Source organism: Beutenbergia cavernae DSM 12333 (assembly GCF_000023105.1).
Lineage (GTDB): Bacteria > Actinomycetota > Actinomycetes > Actinomycetales > Beutenbergiaceae > Beutenbergia > Beutenbergia cavernae.
On the sequence record NC_012669.1, the window covers coordinates 56,444 to 81,967 of the forward strand.

A 25,524-nucleotide genomic window follows, 5' to 3' on the forward strand; every position below is an offset into this window, starting at 1 on the left:
ACTCGGACGCCACGCCCGGCACTCGGACGCAGGCTCCGCACCCGGACGCCACGCCCGGCAGCCGGACGCCACGCCCGGCACTCGGACGCCACGGCGGGAACCCGGCGCAGGCTCGCCGCCACCGACGTCGAGGCCGAGTGCACCTAGACGCACACCGTGACGAGGTCGGGAAACGCGAGCCCGATCCACAGCTCCCCGGCGGCGGCGCCCGCGGACACGACGCCGACCCGCGCGAGCCACGCCACCATCACCATGCCGTGCGTGGCGATGACCATGTCCTCGCCCGGGTACGCACGCACGCCCGCGTCGAAGCGTGCGGCGGCCTCGTCCGGCGTCTCCCACCCGGCGTGCCGGACATCGAGCCGGCTCTCGACCCACGCCCGGCGTCGCGCGACCACGGCGTCGTCGAACGGCTCGCCCGGGCGGCTGACCTCGCCGAACCGCGCGTCGGTCGTCGGAGGTCCCGCGGCCAGCGTGATCGTCTCGACGGCCTTGGCCTCGGTGCTGCTCAGCAGCAGCCCCGCAGGGAGCGTGCCGGCCAGGCGCGCAGCTGCCGCCCTGCCCTCGTCGCTCAGCGGCCAGGCACGGGGGTCGGCGTCGGGCCGTGCCGCGGGCATCGCGTGGCGGAGCAGGTGCACCCGCCTCGCCGCCACCTGCCGCACGCTACCCGCGCCTGGCGTCGGGTCCGGCCCGTCCTACCCTGAGCGCATGCCGGTCACGATGCGCGACGTCGCCGCGCTCGCGGGCGTGTCGGTGAAGACCGTCTCGCGCGTGGTGAACCTCGAGCCGCACACGCGGCCCGAGGTCGTCCGACGGGTGCGCGCAGCGATCGCCGAGCTCGACTGGGTGCCCAACGGCAGCGCCCGCACCCTCCGGACGGGCCGCACCGGGCTCGTCGCCGTCGCCGTCACGGAGCTCCGCCGGCCGCATCTCGCGATGCTGGGAGAAGCGCTCGTCGACGAGATCGGGCGGCGTGGGCTTCAGGCCGCCGTCGAACCCACGCACGGTGATCCTGCCCGCCTGCGCGACCTGCTCGACGCCCGCGGCCGGATCTTCGACGGCCTCGTCCTGATCGGGGATCCGGGCGAGGACCTGTTGACCGGGCTGCGGGCCCAGCACCCGGTGGTCCTCGTGCACGGCGGCGGGCGGGGCACCGTCGACGCGGTGGACGCCGACCTCGTCGAGGCCGCCTCCCTCGTGGCCCGCCACCTCGTGGTCATGGGGCGATCGCGTCCCGTGCTCCTCGGGCTCGACCGCGGCGCGGGTGGTGTCGAGGCGATGCGCGCCGCGCTCGCGTCCGCCGGCGTCACGGAGCCTGCCCCCGCCATCGGTGGCGTCCGGACTCGCGCGGACGGGGCCGACGTCGTCGACCGTGCGCGTCGTGAGCGACCCGACCTCGACACCCTCGTCTGCGGCTCCGACGAGGTCGCGCTCGGCGCCCTCGCCGCTCTGGCGCGCGACGGCGTGGCCGTCCCGGACGACGTCGCCGTCATCGGCTTCGACGACCTCGACGACGGCCAGTTCACGACGCCGAGCCTCACCACCGTCGATCCAGGCCCCGGCCGCCTGGCCAGGGCGGCCATCGACCTGCTCGCCGACCGGCTCTCCGGCACCGCACCCGCGGAGCCGCGCCGCGTGATCTCCCCGGTCGAGCTCATCCGCCGGGAGTCGACCTTGGGCGGGATGTCGTGAAGGCGCCCACGCTCGCCGACGTCGCGGCGGTCGCCGGCGTCTCCGCCAAGACCGTCTCGAACGTCCTGCTCGGGCGCCCCGGCGTCTCGGCGCGCACGCGGGAGTCGGTCCGGGAGGCGATCGCGCAGGTGGGCTACGCCGTCAACCCGGCCGGACGGGGGCTCGCATCCGGGCGGACGGGGCGCGTCGCCGTCGTCGTCCCCATGCTCTACCAGCCCTACTTCGCGGAGATGGCCGAGCGGCTCATCCTCGCGCTCGAGGCGCACGGGCTCGCGACGACGCTGCGCATCGCGCCCGACGGACGCTCCGAGCTCGACGCCGTGCTCGGCGTGTCCACGCGCGACGTCGACGCCGTCGTCATCTGCCCGCACCTGCTCTCGGCGGAGCTCATCGGCGACGCCGTGCTGCCGCGGCCGGTGGTGCAGGTCGGGGGTGGCCCGGTCGACCGGATCGACGGCGTCATCATGGGTGAGCGCGCGGGCGCTGAGGCGGTGGCGCGTCACCTGCTCGACGGCGGACGACGGCGGATCGCGCTCGTGTGGAACGCTCCCCGCGGTGAGATGCCGTCCGGCTCGCGCTACGAGGGGTACCGCAGCGTGCTCGCGGAGCACGGCATCGACGTCGACCCCGCGCTGATCGCCCGCGGGTCGGACTGGGACCGACGCGTCTCGGGGTACGAGGCGATGGTGGGGCTGCTGCAGTCCGGTGCCCGGTTCGACGCCGCCATGTGCGTGAACGACGCCGTCGCCGTGGGTGCGCTGCGCGCGCTGCGCGGGCATGGCCGGCGCGTCCCGGAGGACGTCGCCGTCACCGGCTTCGACGACACCGACGAGGGCGAGTTCACGACGCCGTCCCTCACCTCGGTCAGCCCGCACCAGGAGGACATGGTGGCGGCCGCCGTCGCCATGCTCGTCGAGCGCCTCGGTGGGTACGACGGCGCTGCGCGCCACGTGCAGACCAGTGCGCACCTCGTGGTGCGCGACTCCTCGCGGCCGCCGGTGTAGCTCGCGGCCCGCGTCCGCCGAGCTCGAGTCCCGGAGGCGGCCGCGGGCGGCCGTGCTCCGGCGAGCTCGTACCCAGGCGGCGACGTCGTACTCCCGGGAGTACGAGCTCGCCGGGAAGGTACGAACTCGCGCGGGACGGGGGTGGCCGTGCTCCGCCGAGCTCGTACCCAGGCGGCGACGTCGTACTCCGGGGAGTACGAGCTCGCCGGGAGGGTACGAGCTCGGCGCGTGACGGCGCCCCGCGCCCCCGGGGTCACGCCTTGATAACGTTCACATCCAGTTCTTGTCTAGTGGTTGACAACGCTGAACAGTCGGGCGCAAGATCGCCCCCAGCCGACGACGTCCGAGGAGAGAGTCAGAGTTGACCACCACCCCAGCCCCGCCCACGCACGCGCTCGTGGCAGCGCCCGCGACGCCGCGAGCGGCAGTGGCGCAGCACAGGCCGCTCGACGTCCGCGCCGTGCGGCTGAGCTCCGCCGGCCCGCTCGGCGCCTGGCAGGAGCGCAACGCGACGGCGACGATCCCGCACTGCATCGAGCAGCTCGAGGCGTCGGGCGTGCTGGACAACTTCCGCCGGGTGATCGGCGAGTCGGGCGCGCCGTACCGGGGCTTCGTGTTCGCCGACTCCGACCTGTACAAGGTGATCGAGGCCGTCGCCTGGGAGATCGCCCGCTCCGGCACCGGCCGGTGGGACGCGTGGCTCGACGACGTCGTCGGGCTGGTCGCCCGCACTCAGGACGACACCGGCTACGTCATGACCTGGATCCAGGGCCTGCACCCGGAGAAGCGGTTCGCGGAGCTCGAGTGGACCCATGAGATGTACGTGCTCGGGCACCTGGTGCAGGCCGCCGTCGCCCTCGACCGCGCCACCTGCCGCGCCGACCTCCTCCGCATCGCCGAGCGCTTCGTGGCCCTGGTCGACCGGCGCTTCGGCCCCGGGCGCGAGGAGGGGATCTGCGGCCACCCGGAGATCGAGACGGCGCTCGTCGAGCTGTACCGGCACACCGGCGACGAACGCCACCTCGCCCTCGCGCAGCGGATGATCGACCTGCGCGGCCGGGGTCTGCTCAAGGCCGGCTCGTTCGGTCCGCGGTACTTCCAGGACCACGCCCCGGTGCGTGAGGCGCGCACCGCCGTCGGCCACGCCGTCCGGCAGCTGTACCTGGACGCGGGCGTCACCGACGTCTACCTCGAGACCGGCGAGCCAGAGCTGCTGGACGCGATGCGCGCCCAGTGGGTCGACGCGCACGAGCGCAAGATGTACCTGACCGGCGCGTTCGGCTCCCGGCACCGCGACGAGGCCTTCGGTGACGCCTACGAGCTCCCGTCGGAGCGTGCCTACGCGGAGACGTGCGCCACGATCGCCGACCTGCACTGGACCTGGCGTCTCCAGCTCGTCGGCGGCACCGCCGCGCACGCGGACGTCGTCGAGCGCGAGATCCACAACGCGCTCGCGGCGTCCGTCGACGCGACCGGCACGCGGTTCTTCTACTCCAACCCGCTGCAGCTGCGGCCCGACCGGCACTCCGAGGAGAACGCCCCGCGCGAGCGTGCGGCCTGGTACTCCTGCGCCTGCTGCCCGCCGAACATCGCGCGGGTCGTCGCGCAGCTGGCGGCGTACGTGGCGTCGAGCACGGCCGAGACCCTCTGGCTCCACCAGTACGCGGACGCGGAGATCGACCTGCCCGAGCACCTGGGCACCGGCGTCCTCGAGGTCCGCACCGACTACCCGCGCTCCGGCGTCGTCGACCTCGCCGTCCGCGGCACGCCCGCGCCCGGCGCGCACCTCGCTCTGCGCGTCCCGGCGTGGTCCACCCGCACGCTGCTCGACGGCGTCCCGGTCGCCGCCGAGGACGGCTACGTCCGCGTCGACCTCGCCGACGGCGCGGCGTGGCGGCTCGAGCTCGACGTGACGCCGCGCTGGACGCAGGCGCACCCGCGCGTCGACGCCGCCCGCGGCTGCCTCGCGCTCGAGCGCGGCCCGCTCGTGTACTGCGTCGAGCAGGCCGACGTGCCGGACGGCGTCGCCGTCGACGACCTCGTCGTCGACCCCGCCGCCGCTCCCGTCGAACGCACCCGGGACGACGGCGCCCTCGTGCTCGACGTGACCTGCCGCACGAGCGGCACCCCCACTCAGCTGTACCGCACCGCCGCGGCGGGGACGCCGTCGTCGACCACCGGGGACGGCGCGGCGCGCCGCGTCCCCGTCACGGCCGTCCCCTTCGCCACGTGGGGCAACCGCGCCCCGGGAGCGATGCGGGTCTGGCTGCCCGCACCGGAGTCAACGGACTGACCACCGGCACGTGCGTCGGACCGCGCGCACGGCCTGAACTCGAGGAGGAGCTCATGAGCAGAACGACGACGGCTCGGCGCAGGCCGGGCCGCACGAGAGCGGCGACCGGCGCCGCCGCGGGCCTCGCGGCGGCGAGCCTGGTGCTGACCGCCTGCACCGGCGGCGGGGGTGGCGAGGGCGACGGCGGCGGGGAGGCCGACGGCGACAGCGGCGGCGGCGAGACCATCCAGATCCTCGTGCTCAAGCACCCGCTCACGGGGCCGATGGCCGACATGGGCTGGGTGGCCGACCTCGAGGAGGCGGCCGACGTCACGATCGAGTGGGAAGAGGTGTCGGCCGACTGGGACCAGAAGAAGTCCACGATGCTCGCGGCCGGTGACATCCCCGACCTCATCGTCGGGACCAACGCGATCACCAACTCCGACTTCGCGACGTTCCAGGGCCTCTTCGAGGACCTGAGCGACGACCTGGACGCGCTCCCGAACGTGCAGGGCATGTTCGAGGCGCTGCCGGAGACGGAGATCATGGCGACCCAGCCGGACGGCACGATCTACGGCCTCCCCGGGTACCGCCGCTTCTGGCCGCAGACCGCGACGCGGCAGTACGTCAACCAGGAGTGGCTCGACAACCTCGGCCTCGAGACGCCGACCACCCTCGACGAGCTGTTCGACGTGCTCGTCGCGTTCAAGGACGAGGACGCGAACGGGAACGGGGACCCGAACGACGAGATCCCCATGGACTGGTCGCCCACCGGCACCGGCGGCTTCGGCTTCTTCCAGCCGACGGCGTTCCTCGGCAGCTTCGGGCTCCCGATCTCCGGCGGGGGCGGTGCAGGCTACTTCGTCGAGGACGGCGAGGTCGGCAACTTCCTCACCGACGAGCGCTACCGCGACGTCGTCGAGTTCCTGCACGAGTGCTACGCGGCCGGCCTCATCAGCGAGGAGGTCATGACGCAGGACTACTCGGCCTACCAGTCGGTGGGCCGCGGCGACGGCGACACGGCGCGCGTCGGGTTCAGCTGGGGCTGGACGTCGAGCGACCGGTTCGGCGCCCAGCTCGCGCCGCAGTACGCGGCGACGGGCCCCATGGTGGTCGAGGGTGTCGACCCGGTCTGGTCGTTCGACTCCTACGGCCTGAACTACGGCATCAACCAGGTCACGATGTCCGCGAGCACGGACGTGAAGGACGCCGCGCTGCGAGTAATCGACGCGTTCTACGACCAGGACATGTCGCTGCAGGTGCTGTGGGGCGAGTTCGGCCAGAACATCGAGCAGATCGACGACTCCACGTACGAGGTGCTGCCGCCGGCAGACGGGACGTCCGACCCGTCGACGTGGAAGTGGACCACCACGCTCGCCGACAACGGCCCGAGCTGGATCCGTGACGACATCGACGTCACGGCCCCCGCCGACCTGCTGGAGTCCGCCGAGCAGGAGGAGCCGCTCGGCGAGGCGCTCGACAACATCGACATCGAGAACAACGTGTGGCCGGGCGAGCTCATCAAGATGGATCAGGCCGACCTCAGCACGGTCTCGCTCAACAACACGAACGTGCTGAACATCGCCATGCAGAAGTGGGCGGAGTGGATCACCGGCGGCGGTGCGACGGACCAGTGGGACGACTACGTCGCCCAGCTCGAGGGTTCGGGCCTGACGCAGAACATCGAGATCCACCAGCGGTACTACGACGAGTACGTGGAGAACCGTTGAGCGTTCGCCCCGGTCCGCGGGCCCAGGCCCACGGACCGGGGCGCCGACGCGGCCGACCGACGCCGGTGGGGGCCGAGCACGTCCTGGAGCAGGAAGGGTGTGAGTGATGGCAGTGACGCTTCGTGAGGTGGCGCCCCCGTCCGTGCTGAAGGCGCCGCGGAAGCGCGGGCGCCTGTCGCGACACATCGGCAGGTACTGGCAGCTGTGGGCGATGGTGGCTCCGGCGATCGCGTTCATCGCTGTGTTCATGTACGTGCCGATGTACGGGATCCAGCTGGCGTTCCGGGAGTTCAACTTCGCCACCGGTATCACCGGCGGCGCGTGGGTGGGCTTCACGTACTTCATCCAGTTCTTCGAGAGCCCGCTGTTCTGGACGCTCATGCGGAACACGGTCGTCATCAGCGTCTCGACGCTCGTCGTCGGATTCGTGACGCCGATCGTGCTGGCCCTCATCGTGAACCAGGTGATCGGGAGGCGCCGGAAGAAGTTCATGCAGACGGCGACGTACCTGCCGCACTTCATCTCCATCGTCGTCATCGTCGGCATGCTCCAGGTGTTCCTGTCGCCGTCGTCCGGGCTGATCACCCGTTTCCTCGAGGCGCTCGGGATCACCGGGGTGAACTTCCTCGGTGATACGACGGCGTTCGTCCCCGCCTACGTCATCTCGGAGGCGTGGCAGCACACCGGCTGGAACTCGATCATCTACCTCGCGGCGCTCGCCAGCGTCAGTCCCCAGCTGTACGAGGCGGCGAAGATCGACGGCGCGAACCGGATGCAGATCATCCGCCACGTCGACTTCCCGGCGCTCGTGCCCACGATGATCGTCCTGCTGATCCTCAACATGGGCGGCGTGCTCGCCACCGGGTTCGAAAAGATCTTCCTCATGCAGAACCCGCTGAACCTCGGGATCTCCGAGGTGATCGCGACGTACGTCTACAAGATCGGGATCATCGGCAACCAGTTCAGCTACGGCACCGCCATCGGCCTGTTCAACACGCTCATCAACTTCGCCTTCCTGGTCGTCACGAACCAGGTCGCGAAGCGCGTGTCGAACACGAGCCTGTGGTGAGGAGGAGACGGACGATGGCTCTGTTCTCACGACCCGCCGCGACGGCGGGCGCCCCGGGCGGGTCGCTGCTCTCGACGCTCCGGCCGCGGACCGGAGGTGACCTCGCCTTCATGATCGGGCTCGGTCTGGTGTGCGTGGTGATCCTGTTCGCCACGCTGTACCCGATCTACTTCGTGGCGATCGCGTCGGTCAGCGACCCCACGCTCGTCTCGACCGGCCGCGTGTCGTTCTGGCCCCGCGGCATCAACTGGTTCGGCTACGAGCAGATCTTCGCGGACGCCCGCATCTGGACCGGGTACCGCAACACGCTGCTGTACACGGTGGTCGGCACCGCGCTCAACCTCGTGGTGACGCTTCCGGCCGCGTACGCGCTGTCGCGCCGGGAGTTCGCGCCGCGGCGCTTCCTCATGCTGTTCTTCGCGTTCACGATGTTCTTCTCGGGCGGCCTCATCCCGACCTACCTGCTCTACCGCGACCTCAACCTGCTCGACAACTGGCTGGTGTTCGTGCTTCCGTCCGCGGTGAACGTGTACAACCTCATCATCGCCCGGGCCTTCTTCGAGCACTCCCTCCCCGAGGAGCTGTTCGAGGCGGCGACGCTTGACGGCTCGACGTACTTCCAGTTCTTCTTCCGGATGGCCGTGCCGCTGTCGATGGCGATCATCTCGGTGATCGGCCTGTACTACCTCGTCCAGCACTGGAACGACTTCTTCACCGGCCTCGTGTTCGTGCGGGACTACTCCAAGCAACCCCTGCAGATCGTGCTGCGCGACATCCTCATCTCGAACCAGGCGTTCTCCGGCGGCGCGGGAGGGTCCGGCGGATCCGGGGGCGGAAGCTATGCGCAGCAGTACGCCGACCAGATCAAGTACGGGGTCATCATCGTCTCCACGCTGCCGGTGATCCTGCTCTACCCCTTCCTGCAGCGGTACTTCGAGAAGGGCGTGATGATCGGGTCGGTGAAGGGCTGATGGGCGCCGTCCTCACCTGGCACCAGCGGCTCGGCCGGCTCGGCATCCAGCTCCTCGGCGCGCAGCTGCTGTGGTTCGCCTGGACCCTGCGCGGCGGGATCCTGCTCGGCGCGTTCCCCGCGACGGCCGGCGTCCACGCGGCGGCCCGCGACGTCGTCCTCGCCCACCGCCGGGGGGCGGAGCCGCCGTCCTTCCGGGACATGCGGGACCGCGTGCGCCGGACCTGGCACGACGACTTCGCCGTCGCCAACCGGCTCGGGTACGGCCTGGCGCTCGCGTGGGCGTTCCTCGTGCTCGACCGCCGGCTCGTCGAGAGCGTCGACCTCGGCGGGGCGGCTCCCGTGCTCGCGGGGCTCGTGACTGTGCTTGGCATCGCGCTCGGCGTCGTCACGGTGAACGCCTGGGTCCTGCAGGCGCACTTCACGGACGGCGCGCTGGCGCTGCTGCGCCGTGGCGCCGTCCTCGCGGCGGCGCGCCCGGCCGCGGCGCTGCTCGCGAGCCTCGGCGTCGCCGTCGTCCTCTGCCTCTACTACCTGGTGCCCGGACTGATCCCGGTCTTCGGCGTCGTCGCACCGGCCGCCGTCGCCACCGCGTCCGTGTGGGGCAGCGGCGTGCTGACGGCGCCCCAGAGCACGCCGGACGCAACGTCCGGGACGCCGTCGTCCCCGCTCGTCGGCGCCCGCTGACGCCCGTCACCCCCCAAGGAAGGACGACATGACCGCGCCCGAGACCCCGCCGTCGCGCTCCGCCGTCTCCGCCGTGCTGCGCCCGCTCGGCTACACCGGTCGGGTGCGGATCACCGACGGCCCGCTCGCTGACCGCATCGCGGATGCGGCCGAGACGTACCTCGGGATGTCGCCCGACGACGTCGTGCACGGCTTCCGCCTCCAGGCCGGGCTGCCCGCGCCGGGGAACCCGATGACCGGTTGGTCCAGCCGGACGAGCCAGCCGACGTTCGGCCAGTGGGTGAGCGGCCTCGCACGGCTCGGGGTCACGGCCGGCGTCGCGGAGGCGTCCCAGCGGGCCGTCGATCTCGTGGACGCGTTCGCGGCCACCGTGGGCGACGACGGCGACGCGCGGATGGGGCTGTACGGGTACGAGAAGCTCGTGTGCGGGCTGGCCGACACGGCGCTCTACGCCGGCCACGAGGACGCTCTCGCGCTGCTCGGACGGACGGCCGAGTGGGCGTCCCGGACGTTCGAGCGCGCTCGTCCCGCGGCGTCCCCGAACGACTTCGCGGGCGGCCGGATCGGGCCCGCGAGCCACGCCCGCACGATGGAGTGGTACACGTTCGCGGAGAACCTCTACCGAGGCTGGCTGGCGGGGGCGGACGACGCCGTGCGGGAGTTCGCGAGCGAGTGGCACTACGACGCCTACTGGGACAGGTTCCTCACCCCGCCACCGCCCGGGCAGCCGTGGGACGTGCCGACGTGGCTGCACGCGTACTCGCACGTCAACACGTTCGCGTCGGCCGCCGCCGCGTACGAGGTCACGGGCGAGGTGCGGTACCTCGACATCCTGCGCAACGCCCACACCTACCTGACCACGACGCAGACGTACGCGACCGGCGGCTACGGGCCGAGCGAGCTCACCCTGCCCGAGGACGGCTCGCTGGGTCGGAGCATCGAGTGGCGCACGGACACCGCGGAGATCGTGTGCGGGTCGTGGGCCGCGTTCAAGCTGTCGAGCGCGCTGCTCAAGCACACCGGGGAGGCGCGGTACGCCGACTGGGTCGAGCAGCTCGTGTACTCGGGGATCGGCGCGGTGACCCCGGTGCGGCCGGGTGGGCGGACGCCGTACTACCAGGACCTCCGCCTCGGGATCGCGACGAAGCTGCCGCACTGGGACGACTGGCCCTGCTGCTCGGGCACGTACCTCCAGGCGGTGTCGCACCTGCCCGACCTCGTGTACTTCGGCGACGACGACGGCGGGCTCGCCGTCGCGCTGTACGTCCCGTCCACCGTGTCGTGGGAGTCCGCCGGCTCGACCGTCACGCTGACGCAGCGCACGGCCTTCCCGGTCGAGGACACGTCGACGATCACCGTGGGCGGCTCCGGCAGGTTCCGGCTCCGACTCCGGGTGCCGCCGTGGAGCGAGGGCTTCCGGGTCTCCGTCAACGGCGTGGCGGTCGACGGCGTGGCGACGCCGGGGGACTGGTTCGTGCTCGAGCGGGACTGGGCGGACGGCGACGTCGTCACCGTCACGCTCGGCGCCGGGCTGCGGGTGCTGCCCGTGGACCGCTGGCACCCGAACCGGGTCGCGTTCGCCCACGGCCCGGTGGTGCTGGCCCAGAACGCGGACTGGACGATGCCGATGTCGCTGCCGACCCCGTGGGAGATGGTGGATCTCGACGCCGCGTTCGAACGGGGGGAGGGGCTGCGGTACGCGCCGGTCGGCGTCGGGACGGCGCGGCTGCCGCTCGGCGAGCTCCGACCGCTCGCGGACGTCCCGGAGCGGGTCCCGTACCGCGTGTACGCCGACCTCGACGACCCGCGCATCGTCTGAGCGTCCGGGCGCGGTCCGGGCCGTCGCACCTGCACCTCGCCGACGCCGCTCTCCGCCGAGTGCGTGATCCGTCCCGGCGACACGCCGTCGCGCGTGCGAGAGATCACGCACGCGGCCGGGCTGACGCCGGGCGGCGCGCTCGGGTCTGAATCGGTGCCAGGGCGCTCGCGGCGGCTGCCACGATGTGCGGGTGGCGAATCTCCCGGAGGGTTACGAGGCCTCGTTCGACGCCGCTCGCCTGGACGTCGAACGCGTGCACACCTGGCTGTCGGAGGACTCCTACTGGGCCCGCGGGCGCGCTCGCGAGACGCAGGAGGCCGCGATCGCGGGCTCGCTGAACCTCGGCGTGTACGAGAGCGCGACCGGCGAACAGGTCGCGTACGCGCGCATCGTCACGGACGGCGCCACGTTCGGCTGGCTCTGCGACGTGTACGTCGCCCGGCGCGTCCGTGGGCTGGGCATCGGCACGGCGCTGGTGCGGCTCGTGCGGGAAGAGGGTGAGCGGCTCGGCCTGCGGCGGATCGTGCTCGCGACGGCGGACGCGCACGCGGTCTACGCGACGGCGGGCTTCGCGCCCCTGGAGGACCCGTCGATGTGGATGGCGCTCCAGCTGCGCTGACGCTTCTCCTCCGAGAGGGTCGGGCGTCCAGATCTGGTTGAAACGTGCCAAACGGCACGATCGGTCGCTTGGTGTGCCCGGGAGCGACCGATTGAGACATCTCGGCGCGGCGCGGCCCGCCTCGGCGAGTCACGGGCGAGCCGCGCCCCGAGCGACTACCAGTCCGCGGAGGCGGCGATCCGCTCGGCGGCGTCGCGCGGTGAGAGCCGAGTCGTGTCCACGAGCACGTCCTCGAGCTGCGCCGCGTCGAGAATCGCCTCGAGCTCGCCGCGTCGGGCGAGGTGCCAGCGCAGGCCGTCGGGGTCGTCGTCGTGCCGGGCGATGAGCCGGCGCCGAACCACGTGCTCGTCCGCCGTCAGGCGTGCCACGAACAGGCGCTCAGCGCCGAGCGCCTCGGCGTACCGCGCACGGTCCTCGCCGCGCTCGAGGACGCCCGTCACGACGAACCGCTGGGCGCCCGCGCCTCGGTAGTTCGCCGCGACCGCCGCGACGTTCGCGAGCTCGAGCGCGAGGTGGAACGGGTCATCGGCCGGGCTGGGCCACATGCGCCGGACGGCGTCGGTATCGATGAGCGCGTGCGACACCTGGGCGTGTTCCAGGTACGCGCTGAGCGACTCGCCGACGCTCGTCTTTCCGACGCCGACCGTCCCGGTGACGAGCACGGCGTCAGCGGCGGCAGGCATGTCCCACATCCTTCCATCCGGTCACTGTTCCACCGAGCGACGGCGGCCCACCTCACCCTCGAGTGCGTGATGCGTACCGGCGACACGCCGTCGAGCTCGGCAGGAGTCATGCACTCGATGACAGGGATCCGGGAGGTTCCCCGATCGCCGGAACGTCCCCTAGTGTGAACGTTAACAACACGAGCCTCGACGAGGAGTCACTCCCACCATGACCACGACCGCCCGCGCCGTCATCGACCTCGACGTCCCCGGCCCCACGATCAGCCGCCACCTGTACGGGCACTTCGCCGAGCACCTCGGGCGGTGCATCTACGGCGGCTTCTGGGTGGGCGAGGACTCGGACGTCCCGAACGAGGGCGGGATCCGGCTCGACGTCGTCGAGGCCCTCCGCGCGCTGCAGATCCCGAACCTGCGCTGGCCCGGCGGCTGCTTCGCCGACGAGTACCACTGGCGCGACGGCATCGGCCCGCGCTCCGAGCGTCCGCGGATGGTCAACACGCACTGGGGCGACGTCGTCGAGGACAACTCCTTCGGCACGCACGAGTTCATGGCGCTGTGCGAGCTGCTCGGCACCGAGCCGTACGTGAACGGCAACGTCGGCTCCGGCACGGTGCGCGAGATGAGCGAGTGGGTCGAGTACCTGACCCGCCCCGGCACGTCGCCCATGGCGGACCTGCGCCGCGCGAACGGCCGTGACGAGCCGTGGAAGGTTCCGTTCTGGGGCATCGGCAACGAGGCGTGGGGCTGCGGCGGCAACATGCGCGCCGAGGCGTACGCCGACCTCGCCCGCCAGTACGCGACGTTCTGCCGCGACCACGGCGACAACTCGCTGTACCGCATCGCGGCCGGCGCCTCGAACGGCGACTACGCGTGGACCGAGGCCCTCATGAAGGCGATCAGCTGCCTCGGCTGCACGCGCGAGCCGCGCGGCTTCTTCCAGGGCATCTCGTTCCACTACTACACGGTGCCCGGGCCGTGGCACGACAAGGGCAGCGCGCTCGAGTTCGACACCGACGACTACTACACGACCATGGTCAAGGCACGCGGCGTCGAGGAGATCATCCGCGGACACGCCGCCGTCATGGACGTGTACGACCCGGGCAAGACCGTCGGCCTCGTGCTCGACGAGTGGGGCACGTGGTGGAACGTCGAGCCGGGCACGAACCCCGGATTCCTGTACCAGCAGAACACGCTGCGCGACGCGCTCGTGGCGTCCGTGCACTTCGACGCGTTCCACCGCCACGCCGACCGGCTGTTCATGGCGAACATCGCGCAGACGGTGAACGTGCTGCAGGCCATGATCCTCACGGACCCGGAGTCCGGCGCCCTCGTGCTCACGCCGACGTACCACGTTTTCGAGATGAACACCGGTCACCACGACGCCGCCGCGCTGGACGTGCACCTGACGGGCGCCGGCACGAAGGCGGTCGGCGACGGCGAGCTCGAGCTGATCTCGGCCTCCGCGTCCGTCAAGGGCGACACGGCGCTCGTCTCGCTCACGAATCTGGACGCCGACGGCGCCGCGTCCGTCGTGCTGGATCTGCGCGGCCGATCGGTGGTCGCCTCCCGCGGCCGGATCCTCACCGCCGACTCGCTGCAGACGCACAACACGCCCGACGCGGCCGCCGTCGCGCCGTCGTCCTTCGACGCCGTCTCCGTGACGGACGACGCGTTCGGTCACGGCCTGGCCGTGGAGATCCCGGCGCACTCGTACGTGACGCTCGAGCTCGACCTCGCCTGAGGCCCGAGTTCCCCGAACCGTGCCGAGGTAGTACTCCACGGGCGAGGGAGTAGGTCCGGACCTACTCCCTCACCCGCGGAGTACTACCTCGGCGCGAGGCGGCCGCCGCGCCCGGCGCCAGTCCCGCGGCGCGTCCCCCGTGTGGGCGCGGAACCGCCGCGAGAAGTACAGGGGGTCGGGGTAGCCCACCCGCGCGGCGATCTGCGTGACCGACAGGTCCGTGCGCTCGAGCAGCTCGCACGCGGCGTCCATCCGCAGGCGCTGCACGTGCGCCATCACCGGGTCTCCCGTCGCCTCCTTCACGACATGCGCGAGGTGCGAGCCCGAGAGCCCGAGGGCCGCGGCGATCGAGGACACCGAGTGCTGCTCCTCCAGGTGCGCGCTCACGTGCTCGACGAACGCGCGCACGGTGGCGTCGGTGCGCTCGCGGTGGGGGTTCGCCAAGGCGCACCACAGCAGCGCCTCCTCGACGGCGTTCACGGCGAACTCCCGCGCGAGCGGCAGCGCCGCCCGGTGCGCGGCGACGGCGCGCTCCATCGCTGCCGCCGCCCGCTCCGCCTGCACCGGCGACAGGCGGACGACGCCGATGCCCGGCGCGTGCTGCGGCCAGTCCAGCAGGGGCAGCCACGCCATGGGCGGCCGCACGTGGACCCACAGGAGCTCCCAGGTGCCCGGCGCCGGCGCCGTCCCGTACCGCTGCGGCGTGTGCGGGTGCAGGGCGACGGCCGTTCCGGGCGGGACGGCGAGCGACGCCGCCACGTCGGCGCGGCGGGCCTCGGGCAGCACCTCGCCCCGCCCGGTGATCGTCAGCATCACCACCCACTCGGGCAGGCCGTGCGGCCGGTGGGTGGCGTACTCGGCGCCGACGTCGAGGTGACCCGGGAGCACCAGCTCGAAGTCCGGGCCTTGGTCGTCACGCTGCATGCCCATCGCAGGATTATCCATGTTCTCGGTCGTTCAGCGACTCGTGCTCGACGGCGTCCACGGGACAGACTGCCGGCATGAGCACTCTCACCGCGCCCCCTTCGGTGCGCCGCGAACGCTACGAGACCGACGGCATCATCCAGGTGGACGGCCTCATAGGTCAGGACGAGGTCGCGGTGATCCGCGACGCCTTCATGGAGCAGGTCGAGCTCGACCGGACGGCCGTCGGTTCCGTGCACGAGGTCCCCGAGGACGACATCCTGGCCCGCTTCCCGCGCTTCATGCATCCGCACCGGCGTGCGGACCTGGAGGTGGGCCGCCTGGCTCGTCGGTACATGACCGACCGGCGGGTGGTCGACGTCCTGACCGAGCTCGTCGGACCCGTCTGGGGCGCCCAGTCGATGTTCTACTTCAAGCCCCCCACGGCCCGCGGCCAGGCGATGCACCAGGACAACTTCTTCCTGCGCTCCCACCCGGAGACCTGCGTCGCCGCGTGGCTGGCGATCGACGACTGCGACGCCGACAACGGCGGCCTCGCCGTGGTCCCGGGCTCCCACGCGATGGAGGTCGTCTGCCCCGAGGAGGCCGACGCCGAGCTGTCGTTCACGAAGGGGCTCGTCCGCCCGCCGGAGGGCATGGAGGCGGTGCAGAGCGAGATGCGCGCCGGCGACGTGCTGTTCTTCCACGGCAGCCTGGTCCACGGCTCTCTGCCGAACACGACGGCCGACCGCTTCCGCCGGTCCCTGATCTTCCACTACGTGCCGCAGGGCAGCACCGAGATCTCCCGCTCCTACAACCCGCTCGTCGACGTCGAGACCGGCGAGGAGCTGACGATCGCCGACGCCACGGGCGGCGGGCCGTGCGGCGACGCCTGGGAGGGCAGCGCCCACTAGTGCGCTGACCGGGGTGGTCGGTCTATGCTCGCGGTGCGCGGCCGGGGCCGCGCCCGGGTCCGCGGGCAGGGTTCAACCCACTCCGATCGCATCGAGCACGGCCCGACCCCTGTGCAGCCGATCTTGCGGACCGTCGGCGTGACGCACGGAGGTCCCCATGTCCGAGCTGCCCGCTCACCCCGATCTCGACCACCTGCGCAAGCAGGCCAAGCGCCTGCTCCGCGGTTACCGCGCCGGCGACCCCGAGGCGTACGCGCGGCTGCGCCACGCACTTCCCGCGGCCGCCGGGCTCGACGACGCCGCCCTCGCGGCCCGAGGCTTCGCCCTGCACGATGCGCAGTCGTGCGTCGCGCGCGAGCACGGCGCGGCCTCGTGGGTCGAGCTGCGCGACGTCGTCGAGGCGCGCGCCGCGAACGCCGGCGGCGACGCGACGGCACGCTGGCTGCGCCTCGTCTACGCCGGGGACACGCTCGGCGGCACCTACGCCGCGCAGCCGCGCTCCGCGGCCCGCTGGCTGACCGAGCGACCCGACCTGCTGGGCGACGACCCGTGGCTCGCGTGCGCCGTCGGCGACGAGACCACGATCCGGGCCGCGCTGCGTGACCCGGGGTGGGTGAACCGGGCGGGCGGCCCGCTGGGCCTCCCGCCGCTCGTCGCCCTCACGCACTCGTCGCTCGTGCGGCAGCCGGAGTACGCGGACGGGATCCGGCGGTGCGCCCGCCTCCTGCTCGACGCCGGAGCGGACCCGAACCAGTCCACTCTCACTCGGTGGTCGGAGCCGGGCGACGACGAGCCGGGCGAGTACCCGCTGTCCGCCCTGTACGGCGCGGCCGGCCTCACCCACGACCGCGAGCTGACCGCCCAGCTGCTCGCGGCAGGCGCCGACCCCGACGACGGCGAGTCGCTGTACCACTCGCTCGACGACCCCGACTGCGCCCGCCTCCTGCTCGACGCGGGCGCCACGATCACCGGCACGAACGCGATGTATCGCGTCTTCGACGTCGGCGATCGGGACGACGTCGGCCTGCTTCGGCTCCTGCTCGACGCCGGAGGCGACCCGAACGAGCCGTCCGAGGGATGGGGCGCGCCGCTGCTGTTCGCGATCCGCCGACGCCGGTCGGTCGCGCACGTGCGCACGCTGCTCGACGCCGGCGCCGATCCGCGCGCGACGACCCACGGCGTGAGTGCCTACCGACTGGCGCGGCTGTTCGGGCTCGTCGAGGTCGCGGAGCTGCTCCGTGCGGCGGGCGCGGCCGACGACCTGAGCCCGGCGGAGGAGTTCGCCGCGGCGTGCGCCGCCGGCGACCGCCCGACGGTGCGCCGCCTCCTCGGCGAGCGACCCGACGTCGTCGGGACGCTGTCCGCGGAGCAGCTCCGACTCCTGCCGGACCTCGCGGAGGAGGGCGCGGGCGAGGCGGTCCGGGTCATGGTCGAGGCGGGCTGGCCGGTGGACGTCCGCGGCTCCTGGGACGGGACGGCGCTCAACCACGCGGTGTTCCGGGGCGACGCGGCGCTCACCGCGTTCCTGCTGGACCACGGCGCGGACTGGCGCGCTCGCCACGGGTTCGGCGACACGGTGCTCGGCACGCTCTCCTGGGCCTCGCTCAACCGCGAGGACGCCGCCGCCGACTGGCCGGGCTGCGCGCGGGCGCTGCTGCACCACGGCGTCGAGGTGCCGGACGGCTACGTGTTCGCCGACGACGTCGCGGAGGTCGTCGCTGAAGCGCCGGGTCAGGTGCGAGTCGAGTCCGGTCACGCCTGAGCCGCCCGGGACCCGAGGTGTCGTCGGCGCGGTACGGCACTGATCCGCCAGGTGGATCAGTGCCGTATTGCGGCGCACACCGACCTGTCTCCCCGCCGAGGCGAGCCAGCCCGCTCAGCCCCGGGACCGCAGCACGCGCCCCGGCGTGGCCGAGGTGCGGACGCCGTCGTCGAGCACGAACTCCCCGTTCACCATGACGTGGGAGATGCCGACGGCGGGGGTGCGCGGGGCGTCGAACGTGGCGCCGTCGAGCACCGCGTCGGCGTCGAGCAGCACGAGGTCCGCGCGCATCCCCGGGGCGACGACGCCGCGGTCGGTCAGTCCGAGCCGTGCGGCCGGGTTCGACGTCAGGTGCCGCACCATCTCCGGCATCGACAGCACGCCGAGGTCCCGCGCGTAGTGGCCGAGGAACCGCGGGAACGTGCCCCACGCCCGCGGGTGCGGCCGGGCGCCGACGAGGATCGCGTCGCTGCCGCCGCAGTGCCGCGGGTGGCGCATGACGGCGCGCACGTTGTCCTCGTCGCCGACGTGCATGAGGATCCCGGTCCCGAGGCCGTCGGCCACCATGAGCTCCAGCGCTGCGGTCGACGGCGGCAACCCGCGCCGGGAGGCGAGCTCCGCGATCGTCAGCCCGACCGCTCCGGCGAGCGACGCCGTCGTCACCCCCGAGACCTGGATCCCGGCCCAGTCGACCACCTCGCCGTGGTTGCCGTCGGAGCCCGTCACGTCGAGCGCGTCCAGGATCGCGGCGCGCGGTCCCGACGGCGTCGTGTCGCGCAGGCGTGCGAGCGTCGCGTCCGGGCCGCCGGCGGCGGCCCAGCTCGGCAGCAGCGCGGCGAGCGTCGTCGCGCCGGGCGTGTAGGGATAGGTGTCGAGCGTGACGTCGACGCCGTCCGCGAGCGCGGCGTCGACGAGCGCCAGCAGCTCGGCCGCCCGGCCCCGGTTCGGCGGGTAGTTCATCGTCGCGTGCGTGAGGTGGATCGGGCAGCCCGTGCGCCGCCCGACGTCGAGCACCTCCCGGTAGGCGTCGAGCGCGTGGCCGCCGTAGCCGCGGGTGTGCGGCGCCCAGTACCCGCCTCGCTCCGCCACCACGGCGGCGAGCGCCGCGAGCTCGTCCGCGGTCGCGTACATCCCCGGGGTGTACGTGAGCCCGCTCGACATGCCGCGCGCCCCGGCGTCCAGGCCCGCGGCGAGCAGCTCGCGCATCTGGGCGACCTCCGCCGGGCTCGCCGGACGGTCGGTCTGCCCGACGACGAGCATGCGCAGGTTCCCCTGTGGCACGAGGAAAGCAGCGTTGACCGCGGCGCCGTCGACCGCGCGGAGATACTCGGGCACCGTGCGCCACGCGACGTCGCCGGTGCCGTTCCACGCGGCGATCTGGCGGACGACGTCGGACGTCACGTCCGACCCGCCCAGGACGAGCGGTGCGTAGGCGATGCCGTCCTGCCCCACGACCTCCGTCGTCACCCCCTGCGAGACCTTCGCGAGGTGCTCGCGGTCGTGGACGAGCGCCAGGTCGGAGTGCGCGTGCATGTCGATGAACCCGGGGGTGAGGGTCGCCCGGCGACCGTCGGGGAGCGCGCCGTCGACGACGCGGGCGCCGTCGAGCGGGCCGGATCCGGGCGGCACGACGGCGGTGATCGAGTCGCCGTCGACGACGACGTCGGCCGCTCGTGCGGGTGCGCCCGTCCCGTCGATCAGGTCGATGCCGGCGAACACGACGCGGGAGGGCACCCGCCGACCCTCCCACAGCCGGGAGGGTTTCAGACCAGGGCGTCCGGGTCGTCGGCGGGCACCGGCGCACGCCGCCGGTGCTCGTAGCGCAGGTACCACGCCAGCATCAGCACCGCCACGGCCACGTAGAACGAGTGCAGCACCCAGATCGGACCGGCCGGAAGGCTGAACACGTAGAGCGAGTGGACGGCGTTGCCCACGTTGCTGAGCCCGAGGTTGCCCAGGCTGTAGGAGCTCAGGTCCTTGGTCCGCGCGGCCTTCGCGAGCATCGGGAGGGTGCTGACCGCGAAGATGATCGTGGACAGCGCCCCCGCGACGAGGGGGAGGGTGGAGGCCATCGCGACTCATCCCCTCGGTGGCACGCCGGTCAGGCCGGCTCGATGTTCTGGTTGATCCGGAACAGGTTGTGCGGGTCGTAGCGCCGCTTGAGCTCGACGAGACGCTCGTAGTTGTCCCGGTACGCGGCCCGGACGCGCTCCTGGCCCTCGTCTCCCATCATGTTCACGTAGGCACCGCCGGCGGACGTCGGGTGCAGCTCTTCCCAGTACCTCCGGGCCCAGTCGGTGACCTTGGCGAGGTTGGCGGGGTCGGGGTCGATGCCGGCGATGACGCCGTTCCACCCGCCGTGCCGGTAGGCGAAAGCCGTCGCGTCCGCCGGCACGCGGGAGGCGGCGCCGCTGATCGGGTACAGGTGCATCGTGGACAGCGGCGTCGGGATGCTCTCGCCGTACGTCCGGTGCAGGGCGATCGCGGCGTCGGTGATCTCCTCGAAGAAGTCCGCCTTCCAGTACCACTGCAGGCCGGCGGGCAGGAGGCCGTCGAACGCGGACTGGAGCGTGGCGTACGGCATCGGCGCCAGGCCGGTCAGCAGCGGCGACCCGAACTCGCGGACGGGTGCCAGGACCTCGTCGGCCCGGTCGCGAGGACCGGAGTAGCACCACACGATCCCGCAGACCTTGCGAGCCCAGAGCTCCTCGGGGAACGGGGCGGCGGACGGGACCTCGAGGACGCCGATCCACCCGTTGAGCTCGTCCGGCAGCGCGGGCACGAGGTCGCGGTACCACCGGAAGACCTCCTCGGTGTCGGACAGGTCGTAGAGCACCGGTCCGCCGACGATCTCGCCGGCGTCCCCCACGGGGTGGCAGGCGAACGTGAACGACGTGACGACGCCGAAGTTGCCGCCGCCGCCGCGCAGCGCCCAGAACAGGTCGGGGTGCGCCGTGGCGCTCGCCGTGACGACGTCACCGTCGGCCAGGACCACGTTCGCGGACAGGAGGTTGTCGACGGTGAGCCCGTAGTGCCGCGTGAGGTAGCCGGTGCCACCGCCGAGCGTCAGCCCTGCGACACCGGTCGTCGAGACGAAGCCCGACGGTGTGGCCAGCCCGAACTCCCCGGTGGCGCGGTCCACCTCGGCCCAGGTGCACCCGGCGGCCACGCGCACCGTGCCGCCCTGCGGGTCGACGGCGACCGACCGCAGGTCGCCGAGGTCGATGACGAGGGCGTCGTCCCACACGCCGAAACCGGCGCCGTGGTGCCCGCCGCCGCGGACGGCGAGCGGGAGCCCGCGGTCGCGTGCGAGCTCGACGCACCGGATCACGTCGGCGACGTCCGAGACGCGAACCACGGCCGCGGGACGGCGGTCGACGGCCCCGTTGTAGACCCTCCTCGCCGTGTCGTAGTCCGGATCCGTGGGACCGACGGTCCGTCCGTGGATCATCTGACGGAGCTCGGCGACGACGGCGTCCGGTCCCGTGTCGAGTGCGGACATGGCGTCCTCCTTCTTCTCCTCCGCCGGTGGCAGAATGACTCCTCGACGTTAGGGAGCAGTGCGAGGGCGCCGGAATGCCCAGGACCCCGAGGGTCTTGCCCGTTCATCCGGGTCGTCGCGCGGTCGTCGCTGGTCGTCCAGGACGGGTGCCCGAGCGTCCGGGAGGTGTGCCGTGGACGTTCTCTCCGACGTGCTCCTCGCCGTGCGCCTGACCGGTGCCGTGTACTTCGACATCGAGGCTCGGTCGCCGTTCGTCGCCGAGAGCCCGCCGACCGACAAGATCGCCGCCAAGGTCGCCGTCGACGCCGATCACCTGATCGCGTTCCACGTGCTCACGTCCGGTTCCTGCTGGGTCGAGGCAGTGGACGAGCCCGAGCCGGCGGTGCTGCTGCGGGCCGGGGAGATGGTGATCTTCTCGTCGGGGGAGGCGAACATCCTGGCCTCGGCGCCGGGGATGCGGGGACAGCCGGACGCGTCGCGGTACTACCGCCCCGTGAACGAAGCCCTGCCGTTCGTCATCGACATCACCGGCGACGCCGCAGCCGACCGGTGCCGGATCGTCTGCGGCTACCTGGCGTGCGACAAGGGCCCGTTCAACCCGTTGCTCGACTCCCTGCCGAGGATGGTCCACGCTCCCGTGTCGGAGCGGAGCTGGGGGTGGATGACGAGCCTGCTCGACGCGGCCATCGTGGCGAGCGACGAACGGGACGCCGGGCAGGAGGCGATGCTGGCCAAGCTCTCCGAGCTGATGTTCGTGGAGGCGCTCAAGACCCACATCGAGGGGCTGCCGGCGGACACGCGGAACTGGGTGGCCGGTCTCCGCGACCGCGAGATCGGCTCGGCGCTGCGTCTCATGCACGGCCGGTTCGCGGAGCCGTGGACCCTCGAGCACCTGGCGCGCGACGTCGGCATGTCGCGCTCGTCGCTGGCTGAACGATTCACCGCGTACGTCGGCGTCCCTCCGATGACCTACCTCGCGCGCTGGCGCCTGCAGCTGGCCGCGCGCCTGCTCCAGAGCGGTTCGGGGGTCGCGCAGGCCGCGAGCGCCGTCGGGTACCAGTCGGAGTCGGCGTTCAACCGGGCGTTCAAGCGGCAGGTCGGGGAGGCCCCCGGCGTCTGGCGGCGTCGGCTCAGGGCCTGACGACGCGGCGGACAAGCCCCCGAGAAGTCCAGGTGGCGGTGTCGGATCCGGGCGGCCGTGCTCGTAGCAGGGGTGAGGCCGCCCGCGAGGGGCGGCGCCGACGTGAGGAAACCGCGAACATGAAGCTGACGACCATGACCCAGGTCACGCTCGATGGAGTGATGCAAGGGAACGGCGCCGTGTCGGACGACCGCAGAGGCGGGTTCGAGCGCGGCGGATGGGCCCGTGGGGCGGGCGACGACGAGACCAGGGCCTTCATCGCGCAGACCTACCAACGCGCCGCGGCCTTCCTCTTCGGCCGGCGTACCTACGAGATGTTCGCCGGTTCCTGGGGATCGCTCGGATCGATGCGTGCGCATCCCATCGGGGTCGCCCTGAACGAGGCACCCAAGTACGTTGCCTCGACAACTCTCGCTGCAGCGCGTTGGAAGGGCACGGCAGTTCTTCGCGGTGAGCTCGCGACGGCGATCCGTGAGCTGAAGGCCGAGGTCGGGGGCGACCTGCAGGTGCACGGCAGCGGCGCCCTGACGCGGTGGCTGCTGGCGAACGACCTGGTCGACGAGATGACGCTGATCACGATCCCGGTGATCCTCGGCCAGGGCGCCAGACTGTTCCCCGACACCGGTCCCGATCGTGCCCTCGACATGATCGAGTCACGGGTCGACTCGAAGGGTGTGACGATCCAGGTCTACCGGCCCGCCGGGCGCCCGCGGTATGCGACGGACTGACCACCGGACCGCGGGGTCGCGACTCCACAGGAGGTATGTCGGATGCAGTACCTGGTCTCCGTGATCGATGACAAGAGCGCTCCCGGCAGCACGGACCGGCGGCCCGCCATTAGCGCGTTCAACGAACGACTGATCGCGGGGGGCTACTGGGTGTTCGCGGGCGGACTCGCGGACCCCGACGACGCCACGGTCATCGACAACCGGGGCGAGAAGGCGGTGCTCAGCGACGGGCCCTTCGTAGAGACGAAGGAGTACCTCGCCGGCGTCTGGGTGTGGGACGTCCCCGATCGGGACGTGGCCCTCAGGCTCGCCGCCGAGGCGTCCAAGGTCTGCGACCGGAAGATCGAGGTCCGCCCGTTCCAGTGACGCTGGCCTACGGCCTGACGACGCCGCGGAAGCCGGTCCAGCGCAGCTCGGCGGGCAGGTGGCTCATGTCGTTGACCATGACGACGCCGGGAGGCAGACCGGGGCGGTGCTCGATGACGGTGAGCGCGGCGTTCGCGCTGTCGAGCCCCAGCCACCGCGCGGGCGGGGCGTCGAGCGCGTGCCGGACGAGCCACGCGATCTGGTAGGCGTGCGTGACGAGGACCTCGTGGAGGTCGGCGTCCCTCGGGGCGGGCCGGGCGAACCGGGCGACGAGCGCGTCGGCGGTCCTGGCGCCCGCGGCGGCCTCGGCAGCGTCCATGCCGTCGAAGAACGGCGCCCAGGCGTCGGGCAGCTCGTCCGGCTCGGGCACGTACGGGATGTGGTCGACGAGCTCGGCGGCCTCGGCGACGGGGACGCCCGAGAGGTGCCGGGCGATCTCGTGCGCACTGGCGACCGCGCGCGGGAGCGGCGAGTGCCAGAGCGCGTCGACGGGCACCCCGGCGAGGCGCTCGCCGAGGAGTGCGGCCTGGTGTCGCCCCGACGGCGTGAGCTCGCCGAACGCGTCGGCGTCGCCGTGTCGTGCGAGGTAGAGGTGTCGGGTGGCCATGGGGCCCTCTCGGTCGGCGTGGTGGGGACCAGCGTCATGCAAGGGTCGTGACGGTGCCCGCCGTACCGTCGACGGTGACGGTGCCGCCGTCGCGGATCCTCGTCGTGGCGTCCGCGACGGCGAGGACGGCGGGGATGCGGCGCTCGCGGGCCACGATCGCGGCGTGGGACAGCACCCCTCCGGTCTCGGTGACGACGCCGGCGGCGATGCGGAGCAGCGGCGTCCACGCCGGATCCGTCCAGGGGCAGACCAGGACGTCGCCGGGGGCGACACGGGAGAAGTCGTCGGGACCGGTGACGACGCGCGCGGTGCCTGTCGCGCTCCCGTGGCTCCCCGGGGTCCCGGTCAGGACGGCGGGTCCGCGCTCCGTGGCGACGGCCGGTCCTCGCGGAGGTGCGGCCGTGACCGGCCGGGCCTGCAGGATCCACGCCTCGCCGTCCGCGAGCGCCCACTCGACGTCCTGCGGACCGCCGAGCGCGTCGGCGACGGCGTGCCCGAGCCCGGCGAGCCGGGTGACCGTCGCGTGGTCGAGCGCCGGTCGGTGCCGAAGGTCGTGCCGGACATCGCTGACGACGAGCCGCGTCCCGCGGCGGTCCTGACGCGTCCGCTTGTCGGCGATCGTGCTCGTGACCTCCCCGCCCGCGGCGACGAGGTAGGCGTCCGGCGTGACGGTGCCCCCGACGACGCTCGGCCCGAGTCCCCAGGAGGCCTCGATCCGGGTGGCGTCGCCGTCGTCGTCGGGCGTGAACAGCACCCCCGAGACCTCCGCGTCCACGAGCCGCTGGACGAGGACGGCCATCTCGGGGTCCCCCGCGGGCAGCCCGGGACCGGCCGCGTCCCAGTAGGCCAGCGCGCGTGCGGAGAGGAGCGACGCCCAGCAGGCACGGACTGCGTCGGCGACCGCCGCGACCCCCCGCACGGCGAGCACGCTCTCGTGCGCTCCCGCCGCCGAGGCGTGCGCCGTGTCCTCCCCGGCCGCCGACGAGCGCACGGCCACCGGGGGGTCGCCGAGCCGCTCGAGCCCGCGTGCGATCGCCTCGACCAACGCCGGGTCCAGCGGAGCATCAGCGATCGCTCGCCGAGCCGCGGCGGCGCCAGGCCCGTGTGGCGACGTCGGCAGGTCGAGACGGCGGACGGCGTCGCGCCAGGCGTCGAACGGGATCACGAAGGCGTCCGGCACGGGAAGGCCCGCGCGCACGAGCGTGCCGAGCGCGCCGGCCTTGCCTCCTCCCGCCGTCGCTGTGGCGTCCCGGAGCAGCACGCCCTCACCTCTCAACGTCGCGTTGACAACAATTCGTTGAGTCTGCAGGATCGT

Annotated in this window: 23 protein-coding genes; 15 read left to right on the forward strand and 8 right to left on the reverse strand. The window is 72.7% G+C overall.

The annotated features are described in order from the left end of the window. Positions 1-143 precede the first annotated feature (143 nt). Positions 144-653, reverse strand: coding sequence for a histidine phosphatase family protein (locus BCAV_RS00280; RefSeq protein ID WP_144016659.1), 510 nt, complete (start codon positions 651-653; stop codon positions 144-146). A 55-nt stretch (positions 654-708) separates the two neighbouring features. On the opposite strand from BCAV_RS00280, the gene BCAV_RS00285 reads away from it, so the two are divergent. The 9 genes from BCAV_RS00285 (at position 709) to BCAV_RS00325 (ending at position 11,862) form a co-directional block, all read left to right on the forward strand. After that, positions 709-1,692 (forward strand): LacI family DNA-binding transcriptional regulator, encoded by a 984-nt coding sequence (locus BCAV_RS00285; RefSeq protein WP_043346342.1) that lies wholly within the window; start codon positions 709-711, stop codon positions 1,690-1,692. Next, entirely contained in the window at positions 1,689-2,696 is a 1,008-nt protein-coding gene (locus BCAV_RS00290) for a LacI family DNA-binding transcriptional regulator (RefSeq protein WP_012725102.1), read from the forward strand. Before BCAV_RS00285 ends, BCAV_RS00290 begins: the two co-directional genes overlap by 4 nt. Positions 2,697-3,057: 361 nt before the next feature. Next, positions 3,058-4,989: a glycoside hydrolase family 127 protein gene (locus BCAV_RS00295; protein ID WP_012725103.1), complete on the forward strand. Its 1,932-nt coding sequence runs from the start codon at positions 3,058-3,060 to the stop codon at positions 4,987-4,989. Between the two features lie 53 nt (positions 4,990-5,042). Next, complete coding sequence (locus BCAV_RS00300) at positions 5,043-6,698, forward strand: type 2 periplasmic-binding domain-containing protein (protein ID WP_012725104.1); 1,656 nt, start codon at positions 5,043-5,045, stop codon at positions 6,696-6,698. Positions 6,699-6,804: 106 nt separating this feature from the next. Then, on the forward strand, positions 6,805-7,767 hold the full coding sequence (locus BCAV_RS00305; RefSeq protein WP_012725105.1) for an ABC transporter permease: 963 nt from the start codon (positions 6,805-6,807) through the stop codon (positions 7,765-7,767). 14 nt (positions 7,768-7,781) lie between these two features. After that, positions 7,782-8,738, forward strand: coding sequence for a carbohydrate ABC transporter permease (locus tag BCAV_RS00310; RefSeq protein ID WP_012725106.1), 957 nt, complete (start codon positions 7,782-7,784; stop codon positions 8,736-8,738). Next, positions 8,738-9,424: a YesL family protein gene (locus tag BCAV_RS00315; RefSeq protein ID WP_012725107.1), complete on the forward strand. Its 687-nt coding sequence runs from the start codon at positions 8,738-8,740 to the stop codon at positions 9,422-9,424. The genes BCAV_RS00310 and BCAV_RS00315 overlap by 1 nt, the downstream gene beginning before the upstream one ends. A 28-nt stretch (positions 9,425-9,452) precedes the next feature. Next, on the forward strand, positions 9,453-11,243 hold the full coding sequence (locus tag BCAV_RS00320) for a beta-L-arabinofuranosidase domain-containing protein (protein WP_012725108.1): 1,791 nt from the start codon (positions 9,453-9,455) through the stop codon (positions 11,241-11,243). A gap of 190 nt (positions 11,244-11,433) precedes the next feature. Then, positions 11,434-11,862: a GNAT family N-acetyltransferase gene (locus tag BCAV_RS00325; protein WP_222836663.1), complete on the forward strand. Its 429-nt coding sequence runs from the start codon at positions 11,434-11,436 to the stop codon at positions 11,860-11,862. Between the two features lie 155 nt (positions 11,863-12,017). Here the strand turns inward: BCAV_RS00325 and BCAV_RS00330 are convergent, their stop codons facing one another. Beyond that, complete coding sequence (locus BCAV_RS00330; protein ID WP_012725110.1) at positions 12,018-12,545, reverse strand: AAA family ATPase; 528 nt, start codon at positions 12,543-12,545, stop codon at positions 12,018-12,020. A 208-nt stretch (positions 12,546-12,753) separates the two neighbouring features. On the opposite strand from BCAV_RS00330, the gene BCAV_RS00335 reads away from it, so the two are divergent. Continuing rightward, entirely contained in the window at positions 12,754-14,286 is a 1,533-nt protein-coding gene (locus BCAV_RS00335; RefSeq protein ID WP_012725111.1) for an alpha-N-arabinofuranosidase, read from the forward strand. Positions 14,287-14,355: 69 nt separating this feature from the next. Here the strand turns inward: BCAV_RS00335 and BCAV_RS00340 are convergent, their stop codons facing one another. Continuing rightward, positions 14,356-15,216 (reverse strand): helix-turn-helix domain-containing protein, encoded by an 861-nt coding sequence (locus BCAV_RS00340; protein WP_012725112.1) that lies wholly within the window; start codon positions 15,214-15,216, stop codon positions 14,356-14,358. Between the two features lie 71 nt (positions 15,217-15,287). Between BCAV_RS00340 and BCAV_RS00345 the strand changes: the two genes are divergently transcribed. Together BCAV_RS00345 and BCAV_RS00350 are read left to right on the forward strand one after the other, a co-directional pair. After that, positions 15,288-16,103 carry a phytanoyl-CoA dioxygenase family protein gene (locus BCAV_RS00345; protein ID WP_012725113.1) on the forward strand — a complete coding sequence of 272 codons (816 nt, stop codon included), beginning with the start codon at positions 15,288-15,290 and terminating at the stop codon, positions 16,101-16,103. Between the two features lie 157 nt (positions 16,104-16,260). Further along, positions 16,261-17,865 carry an ankyrin repeat domain-containing protein gene (locus BCAV_RS00350; protein WP_012725114.1) on the forward strand — a complete coding sequence of 535 codons (1,605 nt, stop codon included), beginning with the start codon at positions 16,261-16,263 and terminating at the stop codon, positions 17,863-17,865. A gap of 114 nt (positions 17,866-17,979) precedes the next feature. Here the strand turns inward: BCAV_RS00350 and BCAV_RS00355 are convergent, their stop codons facing one another. The 3 genes from BCAV_RS00355 to BCAV_RS00365 are packed head-to-tail and all read right to left on the reverse strand — an operon-like array spanning position 17,980 to position 21,367. Next, positions 17,980-19,599 (reverse strand): N-acyl-D-amino-acid deacylase family protein, encoded by a 1,620-nt coding sequence (locus BCAV_RS00355; RefSeq protein WP_012725115.1) that lies wholly within the window; start codon positions 19,597-19,599, stop codon positions 17,980-17,982. 29 nt (positions 19,600-19,628) lie between these two features. Then, a complete protein-coding gene (locus BCAV_RS00360; RefSeq protein WP_012725116.1) occupies positions 19,629-19,937 on the reverse strand; it encodes a hypothetical protein in 309 nt (102 codons plus the stop codon). Between the two features lie 29 nt (positions 19,938-19,966). Further along, a complete protein-coding gene (locus BCAV_RS00365) occupies positions 19,967-21,367 on the reverse strand; it encodes an FAD-binding oxidoreductase (RefSeq protein WP_012725117.1) in 1,401 nt (466 codons plus the stop codon). Positions 21,368-21,539: 172 nt separating this feature from the next. On the opposite strand from BCAV_RS00365, the gene BCAV_RS00370 reads away from it, so the two are divergent. From BCAV_RS00370 to BCAV_RS00380, 3 genes are all read left to right on the forward strand, one after another. Further along, positions 21,540-22,508 carry an AraC family transcriptional regulator gene (locus tag BCAV_RS00370; protein ID WP_012725118.1) on the forward strand — a complete coding sequence of 323 codons (969 nt, stop codon included), beginning with the start codon at positions 21,540-21,542 and terminating at the stop codon, positions 22,506-22,508. Positions 22,509-22,627: 119 nt separating this feature from the next. Next, complete coding sequence (locus BCAV_RS00375) at positions 22,628-23,236, forward strand: dihydrofolate reductase family protein (protein ID WP_012725119.1); 609 nt, start codon at positions 22,628-22,630, stop codon at positions 23,234-23,236. A gap of 42 nt (positions 23,237-23,278) precedes the next feature. Further along, on the forward strand, positions 23,279-23,602 hold the full coding sequence (locus BCAV_RS00380) for a YciI family protein (RefSeq protein WP_012725120.1): 324 nt from the start codon (positions 23,279-23,281) through the stop codon (positions 23,600-23,602). Positions 23,603-23,609: 7 nt separating this feature from the next. Here BCAV_RS00380 and BCAV_RS00385 read toward each other — a convergent pair whose 3' ends face one another. Together BCAV_RS00385 and BCAV_RS00390 are read right to left on the reverse strand one after the other, a co-directional pair. After that, positions 23,610-24,209, reverse strand: a complete 600-nt coding sequence (locus BCAV_RS00385; protein ID WP_012725121.1) for a histidine phosphatase family protein — start codon at positions 24,207-24,209, stop codon at positions 23,610-23,612. A 34-nt stretch (positions 24,210-24,243) separates the two neighbouring features. Beyond that, positions 24,244-25,470, reverse strand: coding sequence for a PEP/pyruvate-binding domain-containing protein (locus tag BCAV_RS00390; protein WP_012725122.1), 1,227 nt, complete (start codon positions 25,468-25,470; stop codon positions 24,244-24,246). Positions 25,471-25,524 lie beyond the last annotated feature (54 nt).